17 protein-coding genes and 1 riboswitch are annotated in these 17,898 nt (G+C 67.0%); of the genes, 13 read left to right on the top strand and 4 right to left on the bottom strand.

Going from position 1 to position 17,898, the window contains the following annotated elements; genetic code table 11:
* Nucleotides 1-72: 72 nt before the first annotated feature.
* Together BDO18943_RS29915 and BDO18943_RS29910 are read left to right on the top strand one after the other, a co-directional pair.
* Nucleotides 73-1,659 (top strand): DUF3138 family protein, encoded by a 1,587-nt coding sequence (locus BDO18943_RS29915; protein ID WP_175025111.1) that lies wholly within the window; start codon nt 73-75, stop codon nt 1,657-1,659.
* Nucleotides 1,660-1,778: 119 nt separating this feature from the next.
* Nucleotides 1,779-2,855 carry a C45 family autoproteolytic acyltransferase/hydolase gene (locus BDO18943_RS29910; RefSeq protein WP_175025110.1) on the top strand — a complete coding sequence of 359 codons (1,077 nt, stop codon included), beginning with the start codon at nt 1,779-1,781 and terminating at the stop codon, nt 2,853-2,855.
* Nucleotides 2,856-2,924: 69 nt separating this feature from the next.
* On the opposite strand, the gene BDO18943_RS29905 is transcribed toward BDO18943_RS29910, so the two are convergent.
* Nucleotides 2,925-4,310, bottom strand: a complete 1,386-nt coding sequence (locus tag BDO18943_RS29905; RefSeq protein WP_175025109.1) for an MFS transporter — start codon at nt 4,308-4,310, stop codon at nt 2,925-2,927.
* Nucleotides 4,311-4,693: 383 nt separating this feature from the next.
* On the opposite strand from BDO18943_RS29905, the gene BDO18943_RS29900 reads away from it, so the two are divergent.
* Entirely contained in the window at nt 4,694-5,242 is a 549-nt protein-coding gene (locus BDO18943_RS29900) for a YbhB/YbcL family Raf kinase inhibitor-like protein (RefSeq protein ID WP_235996223.1), read from the top strand.
* Here BDO18943_RS29900 and BDO18943_RS29895 read toward each other — a convergent pair.
* A complete protein-coding gene (locus BDO18943_RS29895; RefSeq protein ID WP_122948700.1) occupies nt 5,239-5,607 on the bottom strand; it encodes a hypothetical protein in 369 nt (122 codons plus the stop codon). The two genes, BDO18943_RS29900 and BDO18943_RS29895, sit on opposite strands and share 4 nt — an antisense overlap.
* Before the next feature lie 31 nt (nt 5,608-5,638).
* A complete protein-coding gene (locus tag BDO18943_RS29890; RefSeq protein ID WP_175025108.1) occupies nt 5,639-6,031 on the bottom strand; it encodes a winged helix-turn-helix transcriptional regulator in 393 nt (130 codons plus the stop codon).
* A gap of 136 nt (nt 6,032-6,167) precedes the next feature.
* On the opposite strand from BDO18943_RS29890, the gene gstA reads away from it, so the two are divergent.
* The 10 genes from gstA (at nt 6,168) to arsH (ending at nt 16,515) form a co-directional block, all read left to right on the top strand.
* Nucleotides 6,168-6,800: a glutathione transferase GstA gene (gene gstA, locus BDO18943_RS29885; RefSeq protein WP_175025107.1), complete on the top strand. Its 633-nt coding sequence runs from the start codon at nt 6,168-6,170 to the stop codon at nt 6,798-6,800.
* Nucleotides 6,801-6,887: 87 nt separating this feature from the next.
* A complete protein-coding gene (locus tag BDO18943_RS29880) occupies nt 6,888-7,265 on the top strand; it encodes a hypothetical protein (protein WP_175025106.1) in 378 nt (125 codons plus the stop codon).
* Nucleotides 7,266-7,357: 92 nt separating this feature from the next.
* Nucleotides 7,358-8,650, top strand: a complete 1,293-nt coding sequence (locus BDO18943_RS29875) for a TolC family protein (RefSeq protein ID WP_175025105.1) — start codon at nt 7,358-7,360, stop codon at nt 8,648-8,650.
* A gap of 11 nt (nt 8,651-8,661) precedes the next feature.
* Entirely contained in the window at nt 8,662-10,197 is a 1,536-nt protein-coding gene (locus BDO18943_RS29870) for an efflux RND transporter periplasmic adaptor subunit (RefSeq protein ID WP_175025104.1), read from the top strand.
* Nucleotides 10,194-13,400, top strand: coding sequence for an efflux RND transporter permease subunit (locus tag BDO18943_RS29865; protein ID WP_175025103.1), 3,207 nt, complete (start codon nt 10,194-10,196; stop codon nt 13,398-13,400). The genes BDO18943_RS29870 and BDO18943_RS29865 overlap by 4 nt, the downstream gene beginning before the upstream one ends.
* On the top strand, nt 13,397-13,765 hold the full coding sequence (locus BDO18943_RS29860) for a copper-binding protein (RefSeq protein WP_175025102.1): 369 nt from the start codon (nt 13,397-13,399) through the stop codon (nt 13,763-13,765). Before BDO18943_RS29865 ends, BDO18943_RS29860 begins: the two co-directional genes overlap by 4 nt.
* Nucleotides 13,766-13,957: 192 nt before the next feature.
* Nucleotides 13,958-14,290 (top strand): ArsR/SmtB family transcription factor, encoded by a 333-nt coding sequence (locus BDO18943_RS29855; RefSeq protein WP_175025101.1) that lies wholly within the window; start codon nt 13,958-13,960, stop codon nt 14,288-14,290.
* Nucleotides 14,287-15,357, top strand: a complete 1,071-nt coding sequence (gene arsB / locus BDO18943_RS29850) for an ACR3 family arsenite efflux transporter (RefSeq protein ID WP_175025100.1) — start codon at nt 14,287-14,289, stop codon at nt 15,355-15,357. The genes BDO18943_RS29855 and arsB overlap by 4 nt, the downstream gene beginning before the upstream one ends.
* A 20-nt stretch (nt 15,358-15,377) precedes the next feature.
* Nucleotides 15,378-15,800, top strand: a complete 423-nt coding sequence (arsC, locus tag BDO18943_RS29845) for an arsenate reductase (glutaredoxin) (protein WP_175025099.1) — start codon at nt 15,378-15,380, stop codon at nt 15,798-15,800.
* Nucleotides 15,778-16,515, top strand: a complete 738-nt coding sequence (gene arsH / locus BDO18943_RS29840; protein WP_175025098.1) for an arsenical resistance protein ArsH — start codon at nt 15,778-15,780, stop codon at nt 16,513-16,515. The genes arsC and arsH overlap by 23 nt, the downstream gene beginning before the upstream one ends.
* Before the next feature lie 81 nt (nt 16,516-16,596).
* Here arsH and BDO18943_RS29835 read toward each other — a convergent pair whose 3' ends face one another.
* On the bottom strand, nt 16,597-17,607 hold the full coding sequence (locus BDO18943_RS29835) for a sodium:calcium antiporter (RefSeq protein WP_175025097.1): 1,011 nt from the start codon (nt 17,605-17,607) through the stop codon (nt 16,597-16,599).
* Nucleotides 17,608-17,691: 84 nt separating this feature from the next.
* Nucleotides 17,692-17,856, bottom strand: a riboswitch (yybP-ykoY riboswitch).
* Nucleotides 17,857-17,898 lie beyond the last annotated feature (42 nt).

Genomic DNA, 17,898 nt, shown 5'->3' with positions numbered 1-17,898 from the left:
GTCTACCTTTCGCGCGCCCCGCCGCTCATCGCGGCGGGCGGGGGCGCGCTCGTCCCGACGACCACCCACGACATGAAAATCAAACACATGACGGCGCTGTGCGTGCTCGCGTTCGAAGCCGCTTCGGCATTCGCGCACACGCCGCAGGCGACCGACTCGAGCAAGATGAAGGCACTGCAGGCGCAGGTCACGGCGTTGCAGCAGCAGGTGAACGAGCTGCGCGCGAGCATGCTGGCGGCGAAGCCTGCAGGCGCGGCAACGACTGCAACTGCCACCGCCGCCTCGGGCGGCGCGAAGATCGGTTCGATCAACACGGCAGCGGCCGCCGCGCCGGCCGCCGACTCGGCGCCGGCATTCACGAACGACGACCTGCAGCAGATGCGCGAGCAGATCGCGAACGCATCGCTGAAGGTCGACTCGCTGCAGGAAGCGGCGACCACCGGCCCGCTCGCGGGCCTGAGCATCACCGGCTACGTCGATCCCGTGTATCTGTTCAACCGCGCGCAGCGCACGTCCGGCTTCCAGTTCCTGAACCACGATCCGGGTGCGTACGACTACTTCAACAGCACGATCGGCGACGTCTACCTCGACATCAAGAAGACCTTCGGCGTCGGCCCGATGGCGCCGTCGGCGGAGGTCGTGATCCAGCCGAACCGTGGCTTCGGCAACGTGTTCAGCAATTCGCACGGCGGCATCGGCAACAACATCATCACGCAGGCGGTGGTCACGGTGCCGCTCAGCACGACGCGCACCTTCGAGGTCGGGATGATGCCGAGCCTCGCCGGCTACGAGGTGCAGCCGTCGAACCAGATGCTGACGCTCACGCACGGGCTGTTGTACGACTTCAGCGAACCGGGCAACCTGATCGGCGTCGGGCTGAAGGGCTCCAACGCGGCGATGACGCGCTTCTGGCAGGTCGTGATCGGCAACGAGGTGCTGCGCACCGCCGGCGCGATCGCGAACGCGGCGAACAACACGACGAAGACCAACTGGACGCCGACGATCACCGCGCGCTTTGACAACGCGACATCGACCGCCTTCGACTTCGGCATCTCCGGGATGCTCGGCCGGCAGTCGCTGTTCTCGCCGTGCGCGACGCCGGGCGGCTACGGTTACCAGTGCAACGGCTCGTCGCCGACCGGTCTCTACAAGTACGTGGAGGCCGACGTGACCTATACGCACGACAAGACCCAGGTCAACGCGCAGGTCGATTACGGCGAGTTGCAGAAGGGTGCATGGAACGGCGGTACCGCCCGCTGGTACGGGATGTCGTTGCTCGGCCATACGAAGTGGACGACGTCGTGGGTCGGCCGCATGGGCGCGACGCTGCGTTTCGACTACCTGAACAACACGTCGAACGGCGGCGGCGGCACCAACATCCAGTACGGGCTCGCGGGCGGCAATCCGTCGCTGAACGGGTCGAGCGGCTTCGGCATCGATCCGGCGTGCTTCCACGGCTCGTCGAGCAACGGCACCGAGTGCAAGGGCGCGCAGCGCTACGCGATCACGGCCGACCTGCTGTTCTATCCGACGCAGCAGATCACCGTGAAGCTCGAATACCGCCACGACGCGGCGAACCATCCGGTGTTCCTGAAGAGCAACGGTACGTACTCGCGCAGCAACGATCTCGCCGGAATGCAGTTCATCTATTCGTTCTGAGCACGGGGCCGCGCCGCGTCGCGCGGCACGGCCCCGCTTTTTTCATTGTCGTCGCTCGCGACGCGTGACATTCTGGGCCGGGCATCCCTCGGTCCGCATTCAACCCAGGAGAAACCATCGTGAAACTGCACACCTTCGTGACCGACACCCGCGATTCGCGCGAGCGCGGCCGCCAGATCGGCGAGCGTTTCGCGCCGGAGATCCGGCAGACCGTCGCGCTTTATCTCGCGTTCTTCCCGAAGCTCGGCATCGATCCGCAGCGGGCTCGGGAGATCGGCGAGGCGAGCGTCGCGTCGCTCGAGGCGTGGGCGCCTGACCTGGTCGGCGAAATCGACGCGATCGCACATGCCGTCGACCTGCCGCGCTGGCAGCTCGCGTGCCTGAACGCGCGCACCGAGATTCTCGCGATCGCGCCGGCATCGACGGAAGGCGAATGTTCGACGACCGTCTACGCGCCGGCCGGCCCGCAGGCGCCGCGCACGCTGCAGACGTGGGACTGGCACGACAGCCTCGCGCCGCAGGGGCTGCTGCTGAAGCTGGAGACGCGGCACGGCCGCACCGTCAAGTTGTTCTCCGAATTCGGGATGCTGGCGAAGCTCGGCGTGAACAGCGCGGGGCTCGGGCTGCACTTCAACATCCTGCACCATACGAGCGACAACGGCAGCGCGGGCGTGCCCGTGCATGCGATCGCACGGCGGATTCTCGAAGAAGCGACGACGGTTCAGGAAGCGATCGAACTGGCCCGCACCGCACGCGTGAGCGCGTCGACGGTGCTGACCGTATTCACGCGGCATGACGCGAACCCGCGCGCGGCGAGCATCGAGCTGAGCCCGTCGGGCGTGGGTATCGTCGTGCCGCGTCCGGACGGATGGCTGCTGCATACGAATCACTTCCTCGACCAAGCGCTGAGCGGCGGCGAGTGCATGCCGGACAGCTCGACCACGCGCGAGCGTTTCTCGCACCTGAACGACGTCGTGAACGGGATGACGAGTGCCGATGTGCGCGAACGCGCGGCGGCGATGTGCGGCGTGGCCGGCGACCAGGCCGTCGTGTGTTTCCATCCGGACCTGTCGATGCCCGACACCGAGCGCTGGGAAACGCTGCTGACCGTCGGCATCGATACCGATGCGTGCGTGCTCGACTACGTGGCAGGCAATCCGCACGATCTGGCGCGCGGCGGGTCTCAGCGGTTCTGACGCGACGCGCGTTCAGCGGTAGCGGTAAAGCAGGGCGGCGTGCGCGGGCCGCCCGTGCGTTGCCGACGCTTATGCGTCGATGCGCTCGACCTTGCCGACCAGCAGCCCGTACGACAGGCTGCCCGCGAGCGCCATGGCGGCGATGTAGGTGATCGCGCGCGAGAAGTCCGCGCCGTCCACCAGCAGCCCGATCACGATCGGCGTTGCGATCGCGGACAGGTTGCCGATCAGGTTGAACACGCCGCCCGTCAGGCCGAGCAGCCGCGCGGGCGCGAGCCCCGACACGAGCGACCACGTGATCGACGCGAAGCCGTTGCCGAAGAACGCGATCGTCATGAACGCGATCACCCAGCCCGTCGACGTGACGTAGTTCGCGCCGATGATGCAGGTCGAGATCAGCAGCCCCGAGATGATCGGCAGCTTGCGCGCGAAGCCCTGCGATGCGCCGCGGCGCATCAGCCAGTCCGACAGCACGCCCGAGCACAGCACGCCGACGAACGCGGCGAGGAACGGCAGCGACGCGAGGAAGCCCGACTTGATGAAGTCCATCCCGCGATACTTCACGAGGTAGGTCGGGAACCACGTGAGGAAGAACCACAGCGTCGAGTTCAGCGCGAACTGGCCGAGATAGATGCCCCACAGCTTGCGCCGGCCGAGCACGACGCCGAGGTCGCGCCACGTCGACGGTGCGCGTTCGCTGCGTGCCGCGACGCGGTCTTCGAGATCGACGAGCCCGCCGCCGTCGCGGATCAGCGCGATCTCGGCCGCGTTGACGCCGCGAAACGCGCGCGGCTCGCGGTACACCGCGTACCAGATCGCGGCCCATGCGATGCCGGCGAGGCCGGTCGCGACGAACACCATGTGCCAGCCGAGATGCACCTGCAACCATGCGAGCACCGGCGTGAGGAATGCGAGGCCGACGAACTGGCCCGACGTGTAGCCGCCGATCGCGCTCGCACGTTCGCGGGTCGGGAACCACGTCGTCACCACGCGGTTGTTGATCGGGTAGGCCGGCGCCTCGAGCGCGCCCACCGCGAGGCGCAGCACGATCAGCCCGACGAACGAGCCCGCGAAGCCGAGCAGCAGCGTCGCGGCCGACCACAGTGCGAGCGCACCCGCGTACAGCACGCGCGGCGACACCTTGTCGACGAGCCAGCCGCCCGGGATCTGCATCAGCGCGTAGGTCCAGCCGAACGCGGAGAACACGAGGCCCGCGCGCACCGGATCGATGTTCAGCTCCTTGAACAGCGCGGGCGCGGCGATCGACAGGTTGCTGCGGTCGAGATAGTTGATCACGACGGTGACGAATAGCAACGCGAGGATCAGCAGCCGCTTGCGGCTCGGTGGCGCAGCCTGCGTCGCGGCCGCGCGGGCGGCGGAATCGGATGCGATGCCGGCGTGTGCGGGCCGCTGTTCCGGCGGGTTGGCGTGCGTGCGTGACGCGGAATGGGCCACGGTTGTCTCCTGTGTTCTATGCCCGGCCGTCGCCCGCGAGCGGGGCGGCCGAATCGAATGGCGTTGGGGCGAACGTTAGAGCCGTGGCGCGCAGTGCGTCAACATTTGGACAGGTATCCCTATTAATGGGACGAACGGCGCTCAATATGTGGGAAAGGGCGGCGATCGTGGCGCGAGACGCGCTTGCCGTGTGCGTCGCAGGTCAGCAGCACCGACGACGGGCCGGAATCGATGTCGAACCGGTCGCGCGGGTCGTCCGGTATCGCTTCGCCTGACCGGCCGCTGCCGGGTAGTCGCGATACCGGTACCTTTGCTCGCCTTGTTCGGGATCGGCGCGATTGCAAGAATGGCCGTTCCATTCCTGCTCGCTCGTGAGATTGACGATGAAGACACTCAAGCCCGGTTTGGCCCTGTGTGCCGCCATGATCGCCGTCGGGACGGCGCGGGCCGGCGATTTTTCGATCGAAAGCGCGGAGCTGGCTGGCGGCGCGTTCGATCACGCGCAGGTATCGGGCACCTTCGGCTGCCACGGCGAGAATGTTTCGCCATCCATAAGATGGACGGATGCGCCGGCGGGTACGCAAAGCTACCTGCTGACGATGTTCGATGCCGATGCACCGACGGGCTCGGGTTTCTGGCACTGGGTCGTCGCCGATATACCGGCGTCCGCGCGTGGCATCGCGCCTGGCTCGGGTAATGACGTTGGCAGGCTGCCGGCGGGTGCCGTCCCGATGAAGAACGACACCGGCCACGCCGGCTATCTCGGCCCGTGCCCGCCGCAAGGCGAGACACATCGCTACGTCATCACGCTGACCGCGCTCAAGGTGGCGAAGCTGCCGGTCGAGCGTGACGCGACGCCGGCGGTCGTCGGCTTCACCGCGCACTACCAGGCCATCGCGCAGGCGACGATGACCGTACGATTGAGCCGTTAGCCGCGCGTGCTGTCGTCCTGAAAGCCGTTCTTGCCGACGAAGATCTCCTTCAGCGCGGCGCGCAGCGCGACCGGATCGTATTGACCGGGCGCGAGATGGATCACGTAGCGCGTCTGGCCGTCGAGCCGCGCGGCGAGGGCGGGTTCGATCTCGACGTCGATCGTGTCGTCCGTCAGGCGCACCGACAGATCCTTGACGCGCACGTTGATCTGGTCGCGCACCATCACTTCGATCAGCGCGTCGTCCGGGAAGCGCGACAGCGCGAAGCAATAGTCCTGCTCGGCGTCGTGACAGTAGATGTTGGCGAAGCTTTCGTCGTCGTCGAGATCGGACGTCGCCGCGCCGATAGTGGCGTGAAGTTCCATGAAGGCGGGTTCCTGCATAAGGGAGTAGGGGTTATCGGGTTGAATGGAGGGCCGTGTCGATCGCGGCTGCCGCGCCGGGCGTTACGCCGGTAGCGCACGCCGCATCGGCATCGCGCGCCTTCAGCCACAGCCCGAATTCGCGCATCACTTCGACGACGGGCCGCAGCCGGTCGCCGTCGGCGGTCAGGTCGTACTCGACCCGTACCGGCACTTCCGGGTAGACGGTTCGCAATACGAGCCCGGCGTCTTCGAGCGCGCGCAGGTCGAGCGTCAGCATCCGTTGCGAGATGCCGGGCATGTCGCGCCGCAGGTCGCTGAAGCGCCGCGGCCCGTCGAGCAGATACGACACCAGCAGCAGCCGCCAGCGGCCGCCGAGCAGGCGCATCGCTTCTTCGACGGAACATCCGGTCGCGCTCGTTTTCATCGTGCTCAATCCTGGTCGGTAAATTTTTTGTGACTACGGCACAAACGACTGCCGTCTTCTCAGCCTTGCGTCGATGCGAGATATTAGCGCCCGCGTCGCGGCGAATCGATACATGGACAATCCACGAAGGACACGCATGAAGCTCTATCACGCTCCCGGAAGCTGTTCCCAGGCCATCTGCATCGTGCTGCGCGAAGGCGGCATCGACGCGGAGGTCATCAAGGTCGACGCGCGCAAGCATGTCATTGAAGACGGGCGCAATTACTACGATGTGACCGAACTCGGCTACGTGCCGCTGCTCGAACTCGACGACGGCACGCTGCTGCGCGAAGGGCCGGTGATCGCGCAGTATCTCGCGGATCGGTGTCCGCAAGCCGAACTCGCGCCCGCCTACGGCACGCTCGGCCGCTATCGGCTGATGGAGTGGCTGAACTTTCTCACGGCGGAAATCCACAAGGGTTTCATTCCGCTGCTGTACGCGGTGCAGGCGGGGAAGTACGTCGACCCGGCGAGAACGAAGCTCGACAGCCGCTTTGCATGGATCGACCGTCAGCTCGACGGCCATACGTTCCTGATGGGCGACACGTTCACGGTTGCCGATGCGTACCTGTTCGCGCTGACGGGCTGGGGCAAGGCCGACTGGATGCGCTCGGTGTACCACGCGGATATCGACCTGACCCGGTATGCGCATCTGCATGCGTGGTACGAGCGGGTGCGGGCGCGTCCGGCGGTGCGGGCCGTGCTGGAGGCTGAAGCTCTGGCGCGGTAGCGTGCGGCGGCGGTCGCGGATACGGCGCGTCGTAGCGCCGTATCGACGCACCGCCACACATCAAGGCCCCGCGCTATAATCGCCGCCATGAAATTCCTCCGGACCATCATCCTGTTGCTGCTCTGCGCGGTGCTGCCCATCAGCGGGCTGGCAGCCAGCGGCCTGGCCGGGGAATGTCCGATGATGCAGCAGGGCATGTCGATGGACATGGGTACCGGCATGACCGCCGACATGCCGGGTTGCGATTCGATGAAGTCGTCGCCTGCCGGCAAGGTCCACGCGAAAGCGAAGGGCATGTCCTGCAAGCTGACGGCGCAATGCCAGTTCGGCAGTCTCTATCATCCGGCCGCTCGTGCCGAAGTCAGTCGCCCCGCTGCATTCGCCAGCACTGTCGCCTTCCACTACGCGCAGATCCTCCCGGTCCGCGACCCGAACGGGTTGTGGCGCCCGCCACGCATCAGTTGATCCCGATCCGATAGGTTCGCCGCATTCGCGGTGAGGTTCGTCCTGTATCAGGACGTGGAATCCCTATGGGGTTCCGCCGTTGGGGTTAAACCATGTCATTCCATTTCGGCACGCCGCCTGCGCGGCGTGCGCGTCGGCGCGCGCCCATGCTTTGGGCGGCGCTGCTGGTCGCGGGCGCGGTTCACGCGCAGCAACCGCCTTTCACGCTGGACGCCGCGCTGCAGGCCGCCACCGATCATTCCGCGTCGATGCAGGCCGCCCAGGCATCGGTGCGCGCCAGCTCGGAGGCGGCCGTGAAGGCCGGGCAGTTGCCCGACCCGATGCTCAAGGCCGGCATCGACAACCTGCCGGTCAATGGCGGCCAGCGCTTCACGATCGGCCAGGACTTCATGACGATGCGTCGCATCGGCATCGAGCAGGAGTGGGTGTCCGGCGACAAGCGGCGCCTGCGCACGGCGCTCGCCGGCGAGCAGGTCGGGCGCGAGCGCGCCGGTTATCTCGCGCAACTCGCGACCGTACGCCAGCAAACCGCGACGGCGTGGCTGAACGCCGTCTACGCGAAGCAGGCGCTCGCGCTGCAGCAGGCGCTGCTCGATCACATGAACCACGAACTCGAAGCGACGAAGGCGTCGTATCGCGGCGCGAAGGCGAGTGCGGCCGATGTCGTCCAGGCGCGGGCCATGCTCGCGCAGACGCAGGATCAGTGGCTGAAGGCGCAGCAGGTCTACCAGACCGCGCTCATCGCGTTGTCGCGCTGGACCGCCGTGCCGGCGTCGGACGTCACGGGCACGCCGCCCGCGCCGGAATCCTTCGTGTCGTCGTTGCCGCCGGACACGCTGCGCCTGTCGCAGCCGGCGCTGATCACGGCCGCCGACGATATCGCCGTCGCCGAAGCCGATACCGCCGTCGCGAACAGCGAACGCAGCCCGAACTGGACATGGGAAGTGGCGTACCAGCAGCGGGGCGGCGCGTATTCGAACATGGTGTCCGTCGGCGTCACGATCCCGCTGCCGCTCAATCGCGGGAACCGCCAGAACCGCGATGTCGCCGAAAAGGCCGCGCTCGCGACGAAGGCGCGCCTGATGTACGAGGACACGCTGCGCCAGGTACAGGCGGATATCCGCACGCAGTCCGCGACGCTCGCGAGCGGTCGTGCACGCATCGCGAATCTCGGCGCTGCGTTGCTGCCCGCGGCCGACCAGCGCGTGCAGCTGGCGAATGCCGCGTATCGCGCCGGCACCGGCTCGCTCGCGGAGACGTTCGCCGCGCGCCGCGCGCAACTGGATGCGCAACTGCAGGTGCTCGATCTCCGGCGCGAGGTTGCGCAGACCTGGGCACAGCTCGAATACCAGGTCGTGCCGTCGACGCTGGCCGCCTCGCAATAAAGGAGAACGACATGACGAAGCAAACACGGGCCCGAGCGGCCTTGCTGGCGTTCGCTGGTGCCGCGCTGCTCGGCGCGGGCTATTTCGCGGGGATGCGCCATGCGGCGACCGCCGCGACGGCCACGGATACTACCGGGTCGACCTCGACCGCCAAAACCGACCCGAAGACCGGACGCAAGGTGCTGTACTGGCACGACCCGATGGTGCCGAACCAGCACTTCGACAAACCGGGCAAGTCGCCATTCATGGACATGCAGTTGCAGCCCGTCTATGCGGACGAAGGCGGCGGCGCGTCCGGTATCCGGATCGATCCGGGCCTGCAGCAGAATCTCGGCATCCGCTTCGCGACCGTCCATCGCCAGCAGACGGCGGCCGGATTCGATGCGGTGGGCACCACCCAGTTCGACGAATCGCGCGCGGACGTCGTCCAGTCGCGCGTGACCGGCTACATCGACCGTCTGTATGCGCGCGCACCGATGCAGCGCATCGCGAAGGGCGCGCCGGTGGCGTCGCTGTTCGTGCCCGACTGGCTTGCGCCACAGGAGGAGTACCTCGCGCTCAGGCGCGGCGGGATGGACGGCAGCCTGCTCGATGCAGCGCGCGCACGGATGCGGGCGCTGTCGATTCCCGACGGCATGATCGCGAGCCTCGAGCGCACCGGTCGCGTGCAGACGCACGTCGTGCTGAGCGCGCCGGAAACCGGCGTCGTCAGCGAGCTGAACGTGCGGGACGGCGCGATGGTCGCGCCCGGCCAGACGCTGGCGAAGATCGCGGGACTGTCGACGCTGTGGCTCATCGTCGAGGTGCCGGAAGCGCTTGCGCTGAACGTGCAGCCGGGGATGCCGGTCGACGCGACGTTCGCGGGCGACCCGACGCGGCATTTCACCGGCCGCATCCGCGAGGTGCTGCCCGGCATCAGCACGAGCAGCCGCACGCTGCAGGCGCGCGTGGAGCTCGACAACACCGCGCTGAAGCTCACGCCCGGCATGCTGATGCGCGTGCAGGTCGCCGCGCGGCAGACCGTGTCGCGCCTGCTCGTGCCGTCCGAAGCGGTGATCGCGACAGGCAAGCGCTCGATCGTCATCGTGAAGAACCGCGACGGCCGGCTTCAGCCCGCGACGGTGACGGTGGGCAACGACGTCGGCAGCGACACCGAAGTGCTCGGCGGGCTGAGCGAAGGCGACACGGTCGTTGCATCGGGCCAGTTCCTGATCGACTCCGAGGCGAGCCTGAAAAGCGTGCTGCCGCGACTGGCAAGCGACAGCGGCGCCAGCACGGCGGCGGCGACGTCCGCGTCGGCGCCGAACGCTGCGGCACCGATCTATGAAACCACCGGCAAGGTCGAACAGGTCACGGCCGACGACATCACGTTCTCGCATCGTCCCGTTCCGGCGCTCGGCTGGGGCGCGATGACGATGGCGTTCGGCAAGCCGTCGGCCGGCGCGTTCCCGGATGTGAAGCCGGGCCAGACGGTGCGCTTCGCGTTCACGCCGAGCGACGACGGCTATCGGCTGACGAAGGTCGAACCGCAGGGAGGCGAACGATGATCGCGCGCCTCATTCGCTGGTCGGTCCACAACCGCTTCCTCGTGCTGCTCGCCACCGTGCTGATCGCCGCATGGGGCGTCCACTCGCTCGGGCAGACGCCGCTCGATGCATTGCCTGACCTGTCGGATACGCAGGTGATCGTGAAGGCGTCGTATCCGGGCAAGGCGCCGCAGATCGTCGAGGATCAGGTGACCTATCCGTTGACGACCACGCTGCTCGGCGTGCCCGGCGCGAAAACCGTCCGCGCGTACTCGTCGTTCGGCGACGCGTTCGTCTACGTGCTGTTCGACGACCGCACCGATCCGTACTGGGCGCGCTCGCGCGTGCTCGAATACCTGAGCCAGGTGCAGAGCCGGCTGCCCGCAGGCGCCACCGTGTCGCTCGGGCCGGATGCGACCGGCGTCGGCTGGGTGTACGAGTACGCGCTCGTCGATCGCACCGGCCGTCACGATCTCGGGCAATTGCGCGCGCTCAACGACTGGTTCCTGAAGTTCGAGCTGAAGGCGGTGCCGGACGTGTCGGAAGTCGCGAGCATCGGCGGCATGGTGCAGCAGTACCAGGTCGTGCTCGATCCGGACCGGTTGCGCGCGTACGGCATCACGCAGGCGGAAGTCGCGAACGCGCTCGGCAATGCGAACCAGGCGTCCGGCGGCTCGGTCGTCGAGTTGGCCGAGTCGGAGTACATGGTGCGTTCGACCGGCTACCTGCGCACGCTCGACGATTTCCGGCACGTGGTGCTGCGCACGAACGACGCCGGTACGCCGGTGCTGCTCGGCGATGTCGCGCGCATCCAGGTCGGCCCCGCGATGCGGCGCGGGATCGCCGAGCTGAACGGGCAGGGCGAGGTGACGGGCGGCGTCGTCGTGATGCGTTCGGGCAAGAACGCGCTGACCACGATCGATGCGGTGAAGGCGAAGCTGGCCGACCTGAAGCGTTCGTTGCCGCCCGGTGTCGAGATCGTCACGACCTACGACCGCTCGCAACTGATCGAGCGCGCGGTGGGCAACCTGAAGGACAAGCTGATCGAGGAGTTCGTGATCGTCGGGATCGTCTGCGCGGTGTTCCTGTTCCATCTGCGCAGCGCGTTCGTCGCGATCCTGTCGCTGCCGCTCGGCGTGCTGGCCGCGTTCATCGTGATGCGATACCAGGGTGTCAATGCGAACCTGATGTCGCTTGGCGGGATCGCGATCGCAATCGGCGCGATGATCGACGCGGCCATCGTGATGATCGAGAACGCGCACAAGCACCTGGAGGCGTACGACCACGCGCATCCCGGCGAACCGATTACGCCGGCGCGGCGGTGGGAGCTCGTCGCGACGTCGGCCGCGGAGGTCGGGCCCGCGCTGTTCTTCTCGCTGCTGATCATCACGCTGTCGTTCATTCCGGTGTTTTCGCTGGAAGGGCAGGAAGGCAAGCTGTTCGCGCCGCTGGCGTTCACGAAGACCTACACGATCGCCGCCGCCGCCGGGCTGTCGGTGACGCTGGTGCCGGTGCTGATGGGCTATCTCGTGCGCGGCCGCATTCCGCACGAGCACGCGAATCCGATCAACCGCGTGCTGATCCGCGTGTACCGGCCGCTGCTCGAAGCGACGCTCGCGCGCCCGTGGTTCGCGATCGGCGTCGCGGTCGTCGCGCTGGTGCTGACGGCCGTGCCCGTGTCGTGGCTCGGCGGTGAATTCATGCCGCCGCTCGACGAAGGCGACCTGCTGTACATGCCGACCGCGCTGCCGGGCATCTCCGCCGACAAGGCGAGCGAGCTGCTGCAGCAGACCGACCGGCTGATCAAGACCGTGCCCGAGGTCGACACGGTGTTCGGCAAATCGGGCCGTGCCGATACCGCGACCGATCCCGCGCCGCTCGAGATGTTCGAGACGACGATCCGGTTCAAGCCGCGCAGCGCATGGCGGCCCGGCATGACACCGGAGAAGCTCGTCGACGAACTCGATCGCACGGTGAAGGTGCCGGGCCTGTCGAACGTGTGGGTGCCGCCGATCCGCAACCGGCTCGACATGCTGTCCACCGGGATCAAGACGCCGGTCGGCGTGAAGATCTCCGGGCCTGACCTGGCCGGCATCGACGCGATCGCGAAGCAGGTCGAGGCAGCGGTGAAACCCGTGCCGGGTGTCACGTCCGCGCTCGCGGAGCGGCTGAACGGCGGACGCTACATCGACGTCGACATCGACCGGCTCGCGGCCGCCCGCTACGGGCTGTCGGTAGCCGATATCCAGTCGGTCGTGTCGTCGGCGGTCGGCGGCGACGACGTCGGCGAGGTGATCGCGGGGCGCGAGCGCTTCCCGATCAGCGTCCGCTACCCGCGCGAGGTGCGCGATTCGGTCGAGAACCTGCGGCAACTGCCGGTCGTCACCGCGCGCGGCGCGCAGATCCGCCTGGGCGACGTCGCACGCATCGCGATCGCCGACGGGCCGCCGATGATCCGCAGCGAGAACGCGCGACTGTCCGGCTACGTGTACGTCGACATCCGCGGCACCGATCTGCAGAGCGCCGTGCGCGCGATGCAGCAGGCCGTGGCGCAGCGGGTCGCGTTGCCGCCCGGCTATTCGATCGCGTGGTCGGGGCAGTTCGAGTATCTCGAACGCGCGGCGGCCAAGCTGCGCACCGTCGTGCCGGTCACGCTCGTGGTGATCTTCGTGTTGCTGTTCCTGACGTTCGGCTCGGCGGCCGATGCGCTTCTGCTGATGTCGACGGTGCCGTTCGCGCTGGTCGGCGGCTTCTGGCTCGTGTGGGCGCTCGGCCATGCGGTGTCCGTCGCGACGTCGGTGGGCTTTATCGCCCTCGCGGGCGTGGCCGCCGAGTTCGGCGTCGTGATGCTGCTGTACCTGAAGGGCGCGCTGCAGCGCCGGCTCGAGGCCGGCGAACCGCTGACCGATGCGTTGCTGCTCGACGCGATCCGCGAAGGCGCGGTGTTGCGCGTGCGGCCCAAGGCGATGACGGTCGCCGTCGTGCTCGCCGGCCTCGTGCCGATCATGGTCGGGCACGGCGCCGGCTCCGAAGTCATGCAGCGCATCGCTGCGCCGATGGTCGGCGGCATGGTCACGGCGCCGCTGCTGTCGATGTTCGTCATTCCAGCCGCGTGGCTCCTGCTGCAGCGCCGTCGTGCGCGACGCATGCGCGACACGCGGCATTCCGATGCAGTTCCTCACGGCACACACGTGCCATCCATCCCAACCGGAGAATCCCGATGAAGAAGTTGATCACTGTCACCACCGCCGCAGCCGTTCTCGCGATCGGCGCGTTCGCCGCACCCGCCTTTGCAGCAGGCGACATGGCGGGCATGGACATGTCCGGCATGAAGATGTCGCCGGGCGGCGCGGGCGAGTCGAATGCCGCGTTGACCGACGCCGAAGTGAAGAAGGTCGATGCCGCGAGCGGCAAGATCACGCTGAAGCACGGCGCGCTCGACAACGTCGGGATGCCCCCGATGACGATGGCCTTCAAGGCGAAGGACGCGGCGATGCTCGAGCACGCGCATGCGGGCGACAAGGTCAAGGTGCGGATCGAGAAGGTCGACGGCACGCTGACGATCGTCAAGCTCGTGAAGGCGTCCTGACCTGAAGGCGCGCCGGTGCACCGCCCCCGTGAACCGGGACGGCGGCCGCACCGGCGCCGCCCCTGTCGCGTCGGATGCCGCTCGTGCGTCGGTATGTGACGGTGCGCGACGGGTTAGGTACGACGCGGCAGGGCGGTGTTTATATTTCAACAATACTTGAAATATCGAAATGATGGCGCTATCCTTCGCGCCATGGACTCCAATCTCGTCGTGCGCGCTCTGGGCGCGCTTGCTCATGAAGCGCGCCTGGCCATCTTTCGCGCGCTGGTGGTGACCGGGCCCGAAGGGCTGCCGGCCGGTGCGATCGCCCAGCAAATCGGGCTGTCGCCATCGAGCCTGTCGTTCCATCTGAAGGATTTGTCGCATGCGGATCTGGTCACCGCGCGACAAGAAGGCCGGTTCATCTATTACGCGGCGAATTTCGAATCGATGAGCGGGCTCATCGGGTTTCTGACCGAGAACTGCTGCGCCGGCGCGGCCTGTGGCGTACCGGCGGCGCCCGCCTGCTGCGCGGATCGCACATGACCGGTTCGAACGTTGCGTCGTCGCATGCGGTGGCCGCCAGGCCCGCCATCGGTTTCTTCGAGCGCTACCTGACCGTGTGGGTGGCGCTCTGCATCGTGCTCGGCATCGCGCTGGGCCACACACTGCCGGAACTCTTTCAGCACATCGGCCGCATGGAATACGCACAGGTCAACCTGCCCGTCGGGCTGCTGATCTGGGTGATGATCGTGCCGATGCTCGTCAAGATCGACTTCGGTGCGTTGCACGAGGTTCGGCAGCATGTGCGGGGGATCGGTGTCACGCTCGCCGTGAACTGGCTCGTCAAGCCGTTTTCGATGGCGTTGCTCGGCTGGCTGTTCATCCGGCAACTGTTCGCGCCGATGCTGCCGGCCGACCAGATCGACAGCTATATCGCCGGCCTGATCCTGCTGGCTGCCGCGCCGTGCACGGCGATGGTGTTCGTGTGGAGCCGGCTGACGGGCGGCGATCCGCTGTTCACGCTGTCGCAGGTCGCGCTGAACGACAGCATCATGGTGATCGCGTTCGCGCCGCTGGTCGGCCTGTTGCTCGGGATGTCCGCCATCACGGTGCCGTGGGCGACGCTGCTCACGTCGGTCGTGCTCTACATCGTCATCCCGGTGATCCTCGCGCAAGTGTGGCGCAGGCTGTTGCTCGCCAGGGGGCAGGCGGCGTTCGATCGTGCGATGGCGAAGATCGGCCCCTGTTCCATTGCCGCGCTGCTGGCCACGCTGGTGCTGCTGTTCGCGTTCCAGGGCGAGGCGATCCTGAAGCAGCCGCTGGTGATCGCGTTGCTCGCGGTGCCGATCCTGATCCAGGTGTTCTTCAACGCAGCGCTCGCTTATGGGCTCAATCGCGTCGTCGGCGAGAAACACAGCATCGCGTGTCCGTCGGCATTGATCGGCGCGTCCAATTTCTTCGAGCTGGCCGTCGCGGCCGCCATCAGCCTGTTCGGCTTCCACTCCGGCGCAGCGCTCGCGACCGTCGTCGGTGTGCTCATCGAAGTTCCGGTCATGCTGCTCGTCGTGCGCGTCGTCAACCGTTCGAAGGGCTGGTACGAGCGCGCGTGAAATCATTCAGGAATCCGGAAATGACCGACATCACGATCTATCACAACCCCGATTGCGGTACGTCGCGCAACACGCTGGCGATGATTCGCAACACGGGCGTCGAGCCCCGCGTCGTCCTTTATCTGGAAACGCCGCCGGGTCACGAAGAACTGCGCGCGCTGATCGCGGCGATGGGCATCCCGGCGCGCGACGTGCTGCGACGCAAGGGGACACCTTATGAAGCGCTCGATCTCGACAATCCGAAATGGAGCGACGACGACCTGATCGGCTTCATGGTCGCTCACCCGATCCTGATCAATCGCCCGATCGTCGTCACCCCGCTCGGCACGCGGCTGTGCCGTCCGTCCGAGCAGGTGCTCGATATCCTGCCCGATCCGCAGAAGGGGCCGTTTGCGAAGGAAGACGGCGAAATCGTGATCGATGCGGAGGGCAAGCGTGTCTGACTGTCTGAACGATTTGCCGCAACTCGATGCCACGCTGTTTAGCGTACCGGACGCGAGCCGGCTGCAGCCCGCGCAGCCGTCGACGCATCCGCCGCGAATCGTCCTGCTCTATGGGTCATTGCGTACGCGCTCGTTCAGCCGGCTGCTGGTCGAGGAGGCGGCGCGGCTGCTGACGGCGATGGGTGCCGAAGCAAGGATCTTCAATCCGTCCGGCTTGCCGCTGCCTGACGATGCGCCGGACAACCACCCGAAAGTGGCGGAGCTGCGCGCGCTCGTGCAATGGTCGGAGGGCATGGTGTGGTGCTCCCCCGAGCGGCACGGCGCGATGACCGGCGTGATGAAATCGCAGATCGACTGGATTCCGTTGTCGGTCGGCGCGGTGCGGCCGACGCAGGGCAAGACGCTCGCGGTCATGCAGGTCAGCGGCGGATCGCAGTCGTTCAACGCGGTCAACCAGATGCGCGTGCTCGGGCGCTGGATGCGCATGCTGACCATCCCGAACCAGTCTTCCGTCGCGAAGGCGTTCATGGAATTCGGCGACGACGACAGGATGAAACCGTCCGCGTATTTCGACCGGGTCGTCGACGTCATGGAGGAACTGGTCAAATTCACGCTGCTGACGCGCGACGTCGGCGCGTATCTGACCGACCGGTACAGCGAGCGCAAGGAAAGCGCCGAGCAACTGTCGCAGCGTGTGAACCAGACGCGCATCTGAATCGCTTGCGGGCGCGTGGCGCGACGATGTTTCGTTCGCGCCGGGCAGCGCGATCGTGCCCGGCGCGTCCGTTGAACAAGGTCAGCGCGCCAGCGTCAGGAACAGATACCCCGCATAGCCCGCGCCGTTCGCCAGCAACGCCCAGATCGCGAGCCCGCGCGTGCGTGCATTGAAGCGCAGCCATGCCGCCGCCGCGAGCGTGATGATCACGCCGGTCAGCACTTCGGGGCGCGGCTCCCATGGCGTCAGCATGATGCCGATCGCGGGCAGCAGCGTGCCCTGGAACACCATCGCGCCGGTGACGTTGCCGAACGCGAGCGTGTCCTTCTTGCGGCGGATCCACAGCACGCTGTTGACCTTCTCCGGCAATTCGGTTGCGATCGGCACGATGATCAGAGACAGCAGCAGCGCGGATACGCCGAGCACGTGCGACACGCCTTCCACCCCGTGAATGAAGCCCTTCGCGCCGCCGACCAGCAGCGCGAGGCCGATGAGCAGTTGCAGCGCGATCGTCGCGAGGTTGGTCGGCATACCGACGCGTGACAGGAACATCTTGTGCGGCGCCTCGGTGCCGTGCCCGGCATCGACGAGCTGGTTCGATGCGCGGAACGTCATCACCACATACATCACGTAGATGCCGACCAGCATCGCCGCGAGCAGCGCACGCACGGCCCAGTTGTGATGCGGGACGAACATCGCGGCGGTGGCCAGCGAGAACGCGGCGAGGAAGTAGTTCATGTCGCGCACGAAGCCCGTGCGTTCGGGCGCGATCGTGCCGCGCAGCCCGCGCGAGCGGATCACGGCGAGCGTCATCAGGAAGGTGGTGAGCGTCGCGAGCATCAGCGGTGCTCCGAGAATCGCGCCGACGCCGATCTCCTCGTTCACGGTCTGGTTCGCCGTGCCGCCGGCGAGTGCGAGCAGCGGCACCATCGTTTCGGGCAACGCGGTGCCAACGGCGGCGAACAGCGAACCGGTGACGCCTTCGGAAATCTTCAGGCGCTCGCCGAGATGTTCGAGTGCGTTGGTGAAGACCTCGGCGGCGACGAGGATGACGAGCAGCATGAACGCCAGTTCGAGGAACATGAAGGTCATGCGGCACCTCCGCAGGCATGCGCACGGACGGCGGCGAAACGCGGGGAGAGGGCGGTGGGGAACATGGGGACTCCGTGGTCGGACGCTGACGAACCATGGCGCATCCGACGACGTCCGACCAGGAACGACGCGATGCGCCCATGGTCTCGCCAGGCCGATCAGGCTGAACGCGCCACGGCCGCAGGCCGAGTGTGTTGACGCGTTCGCTTTCCGGGGATGGAAAGCAGGCTACTCCCCAAAGACGAAGGGCAGTCTAGCCGAGCGAATTTCTTTCGACAACCCTTCATCTCA

It is taken from the genome of Burkholderia aenigmatica (assembly GCF_902499175.1).
GTDB classification, from domain to species: Bacteria; Pseudomonadota; Gammaproteobacteria; order Burkholderiales; family Burkholderiaceae; genus Burkholderia; species Burkholderia aenigmatica.
This window is presented reverse-complemented; position numbering and strand designations above follow the sequence as displayed.

Bases quoted from the DNA above. Each gene is read 5' to 3' on its own strand.
- arsB (WP_175025100.1), top strand. From the start codon at position 14,287: ATGACCGGTTCGAACGTTGCGTCGTCGCATGCGGTGGCCGCCAGGCCC.
- BDO18943_RS29895 (WP_122948700.1), bottom strand. From the start codon at position 5,607: ATGGAACTTCACGCCACTATCGGCGCGGCGACGTCCGATCTCGACGAC.
- BDO18943_RS29880 (WP_175025106.1), top strand. From the start codon at position 6,888: ATGAAATTCCTCCGGACCATCATCCTGTTGCTGCTCTGCGCGGTGCTG.
- arsH (WP_175025098.1), top strand. From the start codon at position 15,778: ATGCGGAGGGCAAGCGTGTCTGACTGTCTGAACGATTTGCCGCAACTC.
- BDO18943_RS29860 (WP_175025102.1), top strand. From the start codon at position 13,397: ATGAAGAAGTTGATCACTGTCACCACCGCCGCAGCCGTTCTCGCGATC.
- BDO18943_RS29870 (WP_175025104.1), top strand. From the start codon at position 8,662: ATGACGAAGCAAACACGGGCCCGAGCGGCCTTGCTGGCGTTCGCTGGT.
- gstA (WP_175025107.1), top strand. From the start codon at position 6,168: ATGAAGCTCTATCACGCTCCCGGAAGCTGTTCCCAGGCCATCTGCATC.
- BDO18943_RS29915 (WP_175025111.1), top strand. From the start codon at position 73: ATGAAAATCAAACACATGACGGCGCTGTGCGTGCTCGCGTTCGAAGCC.
- BDO18943_RS29890 (WP_175025108.1), bottom strand. From the start codon at position 6,031: ATGAAAACGAGCGCGACCGGATGTTCCGTCGAAGAAGCGATGCGCCTG.
- BDO18943_RS29875 (WP_175025105.1), top strand. From the start codon at position 7,358: ATGTCATTCCATTTCGGCACGCCGCCTGCGCGGCGTGCGCGTCGGCGC.
- arsC (WP_175025099.1), top strand. From the start codon at position 15,378: ATGACCGACATCACGATCTATCACAACCCCGATTGCGGTACGTCGCGC.
- BDO18943_RS29865 (WP_175025103.1), top strand. From the start codon at position 10,194: ATGATCGCGCGCCTCATTCGCTGGTCGGTCCACAACCGCTTCCTCGTG.
- BDO18943_RS29900 (WP_235996223.1), top strand. From the start codon at position 4,694: ATGAAGACACTCAAGCCCGGTTTGGCCCTGTGTGCCGCCATGATCGCC.
- BDO18943_RS29835 (WP_175025097.1), bottom strand. From the start codon at position 17,607: ATGACCTTCATGTTCCTCGAACTGGCGTTCATGCTGCTCGTCATCCTC.
- BDO18943_RS29855 (WP_175025101.1), top strand. From the start codon at position 13,958: ATGGACTCCAATCTCGTCGTGCGCGCTCTGGGCGCGCTTGCTCATGAA.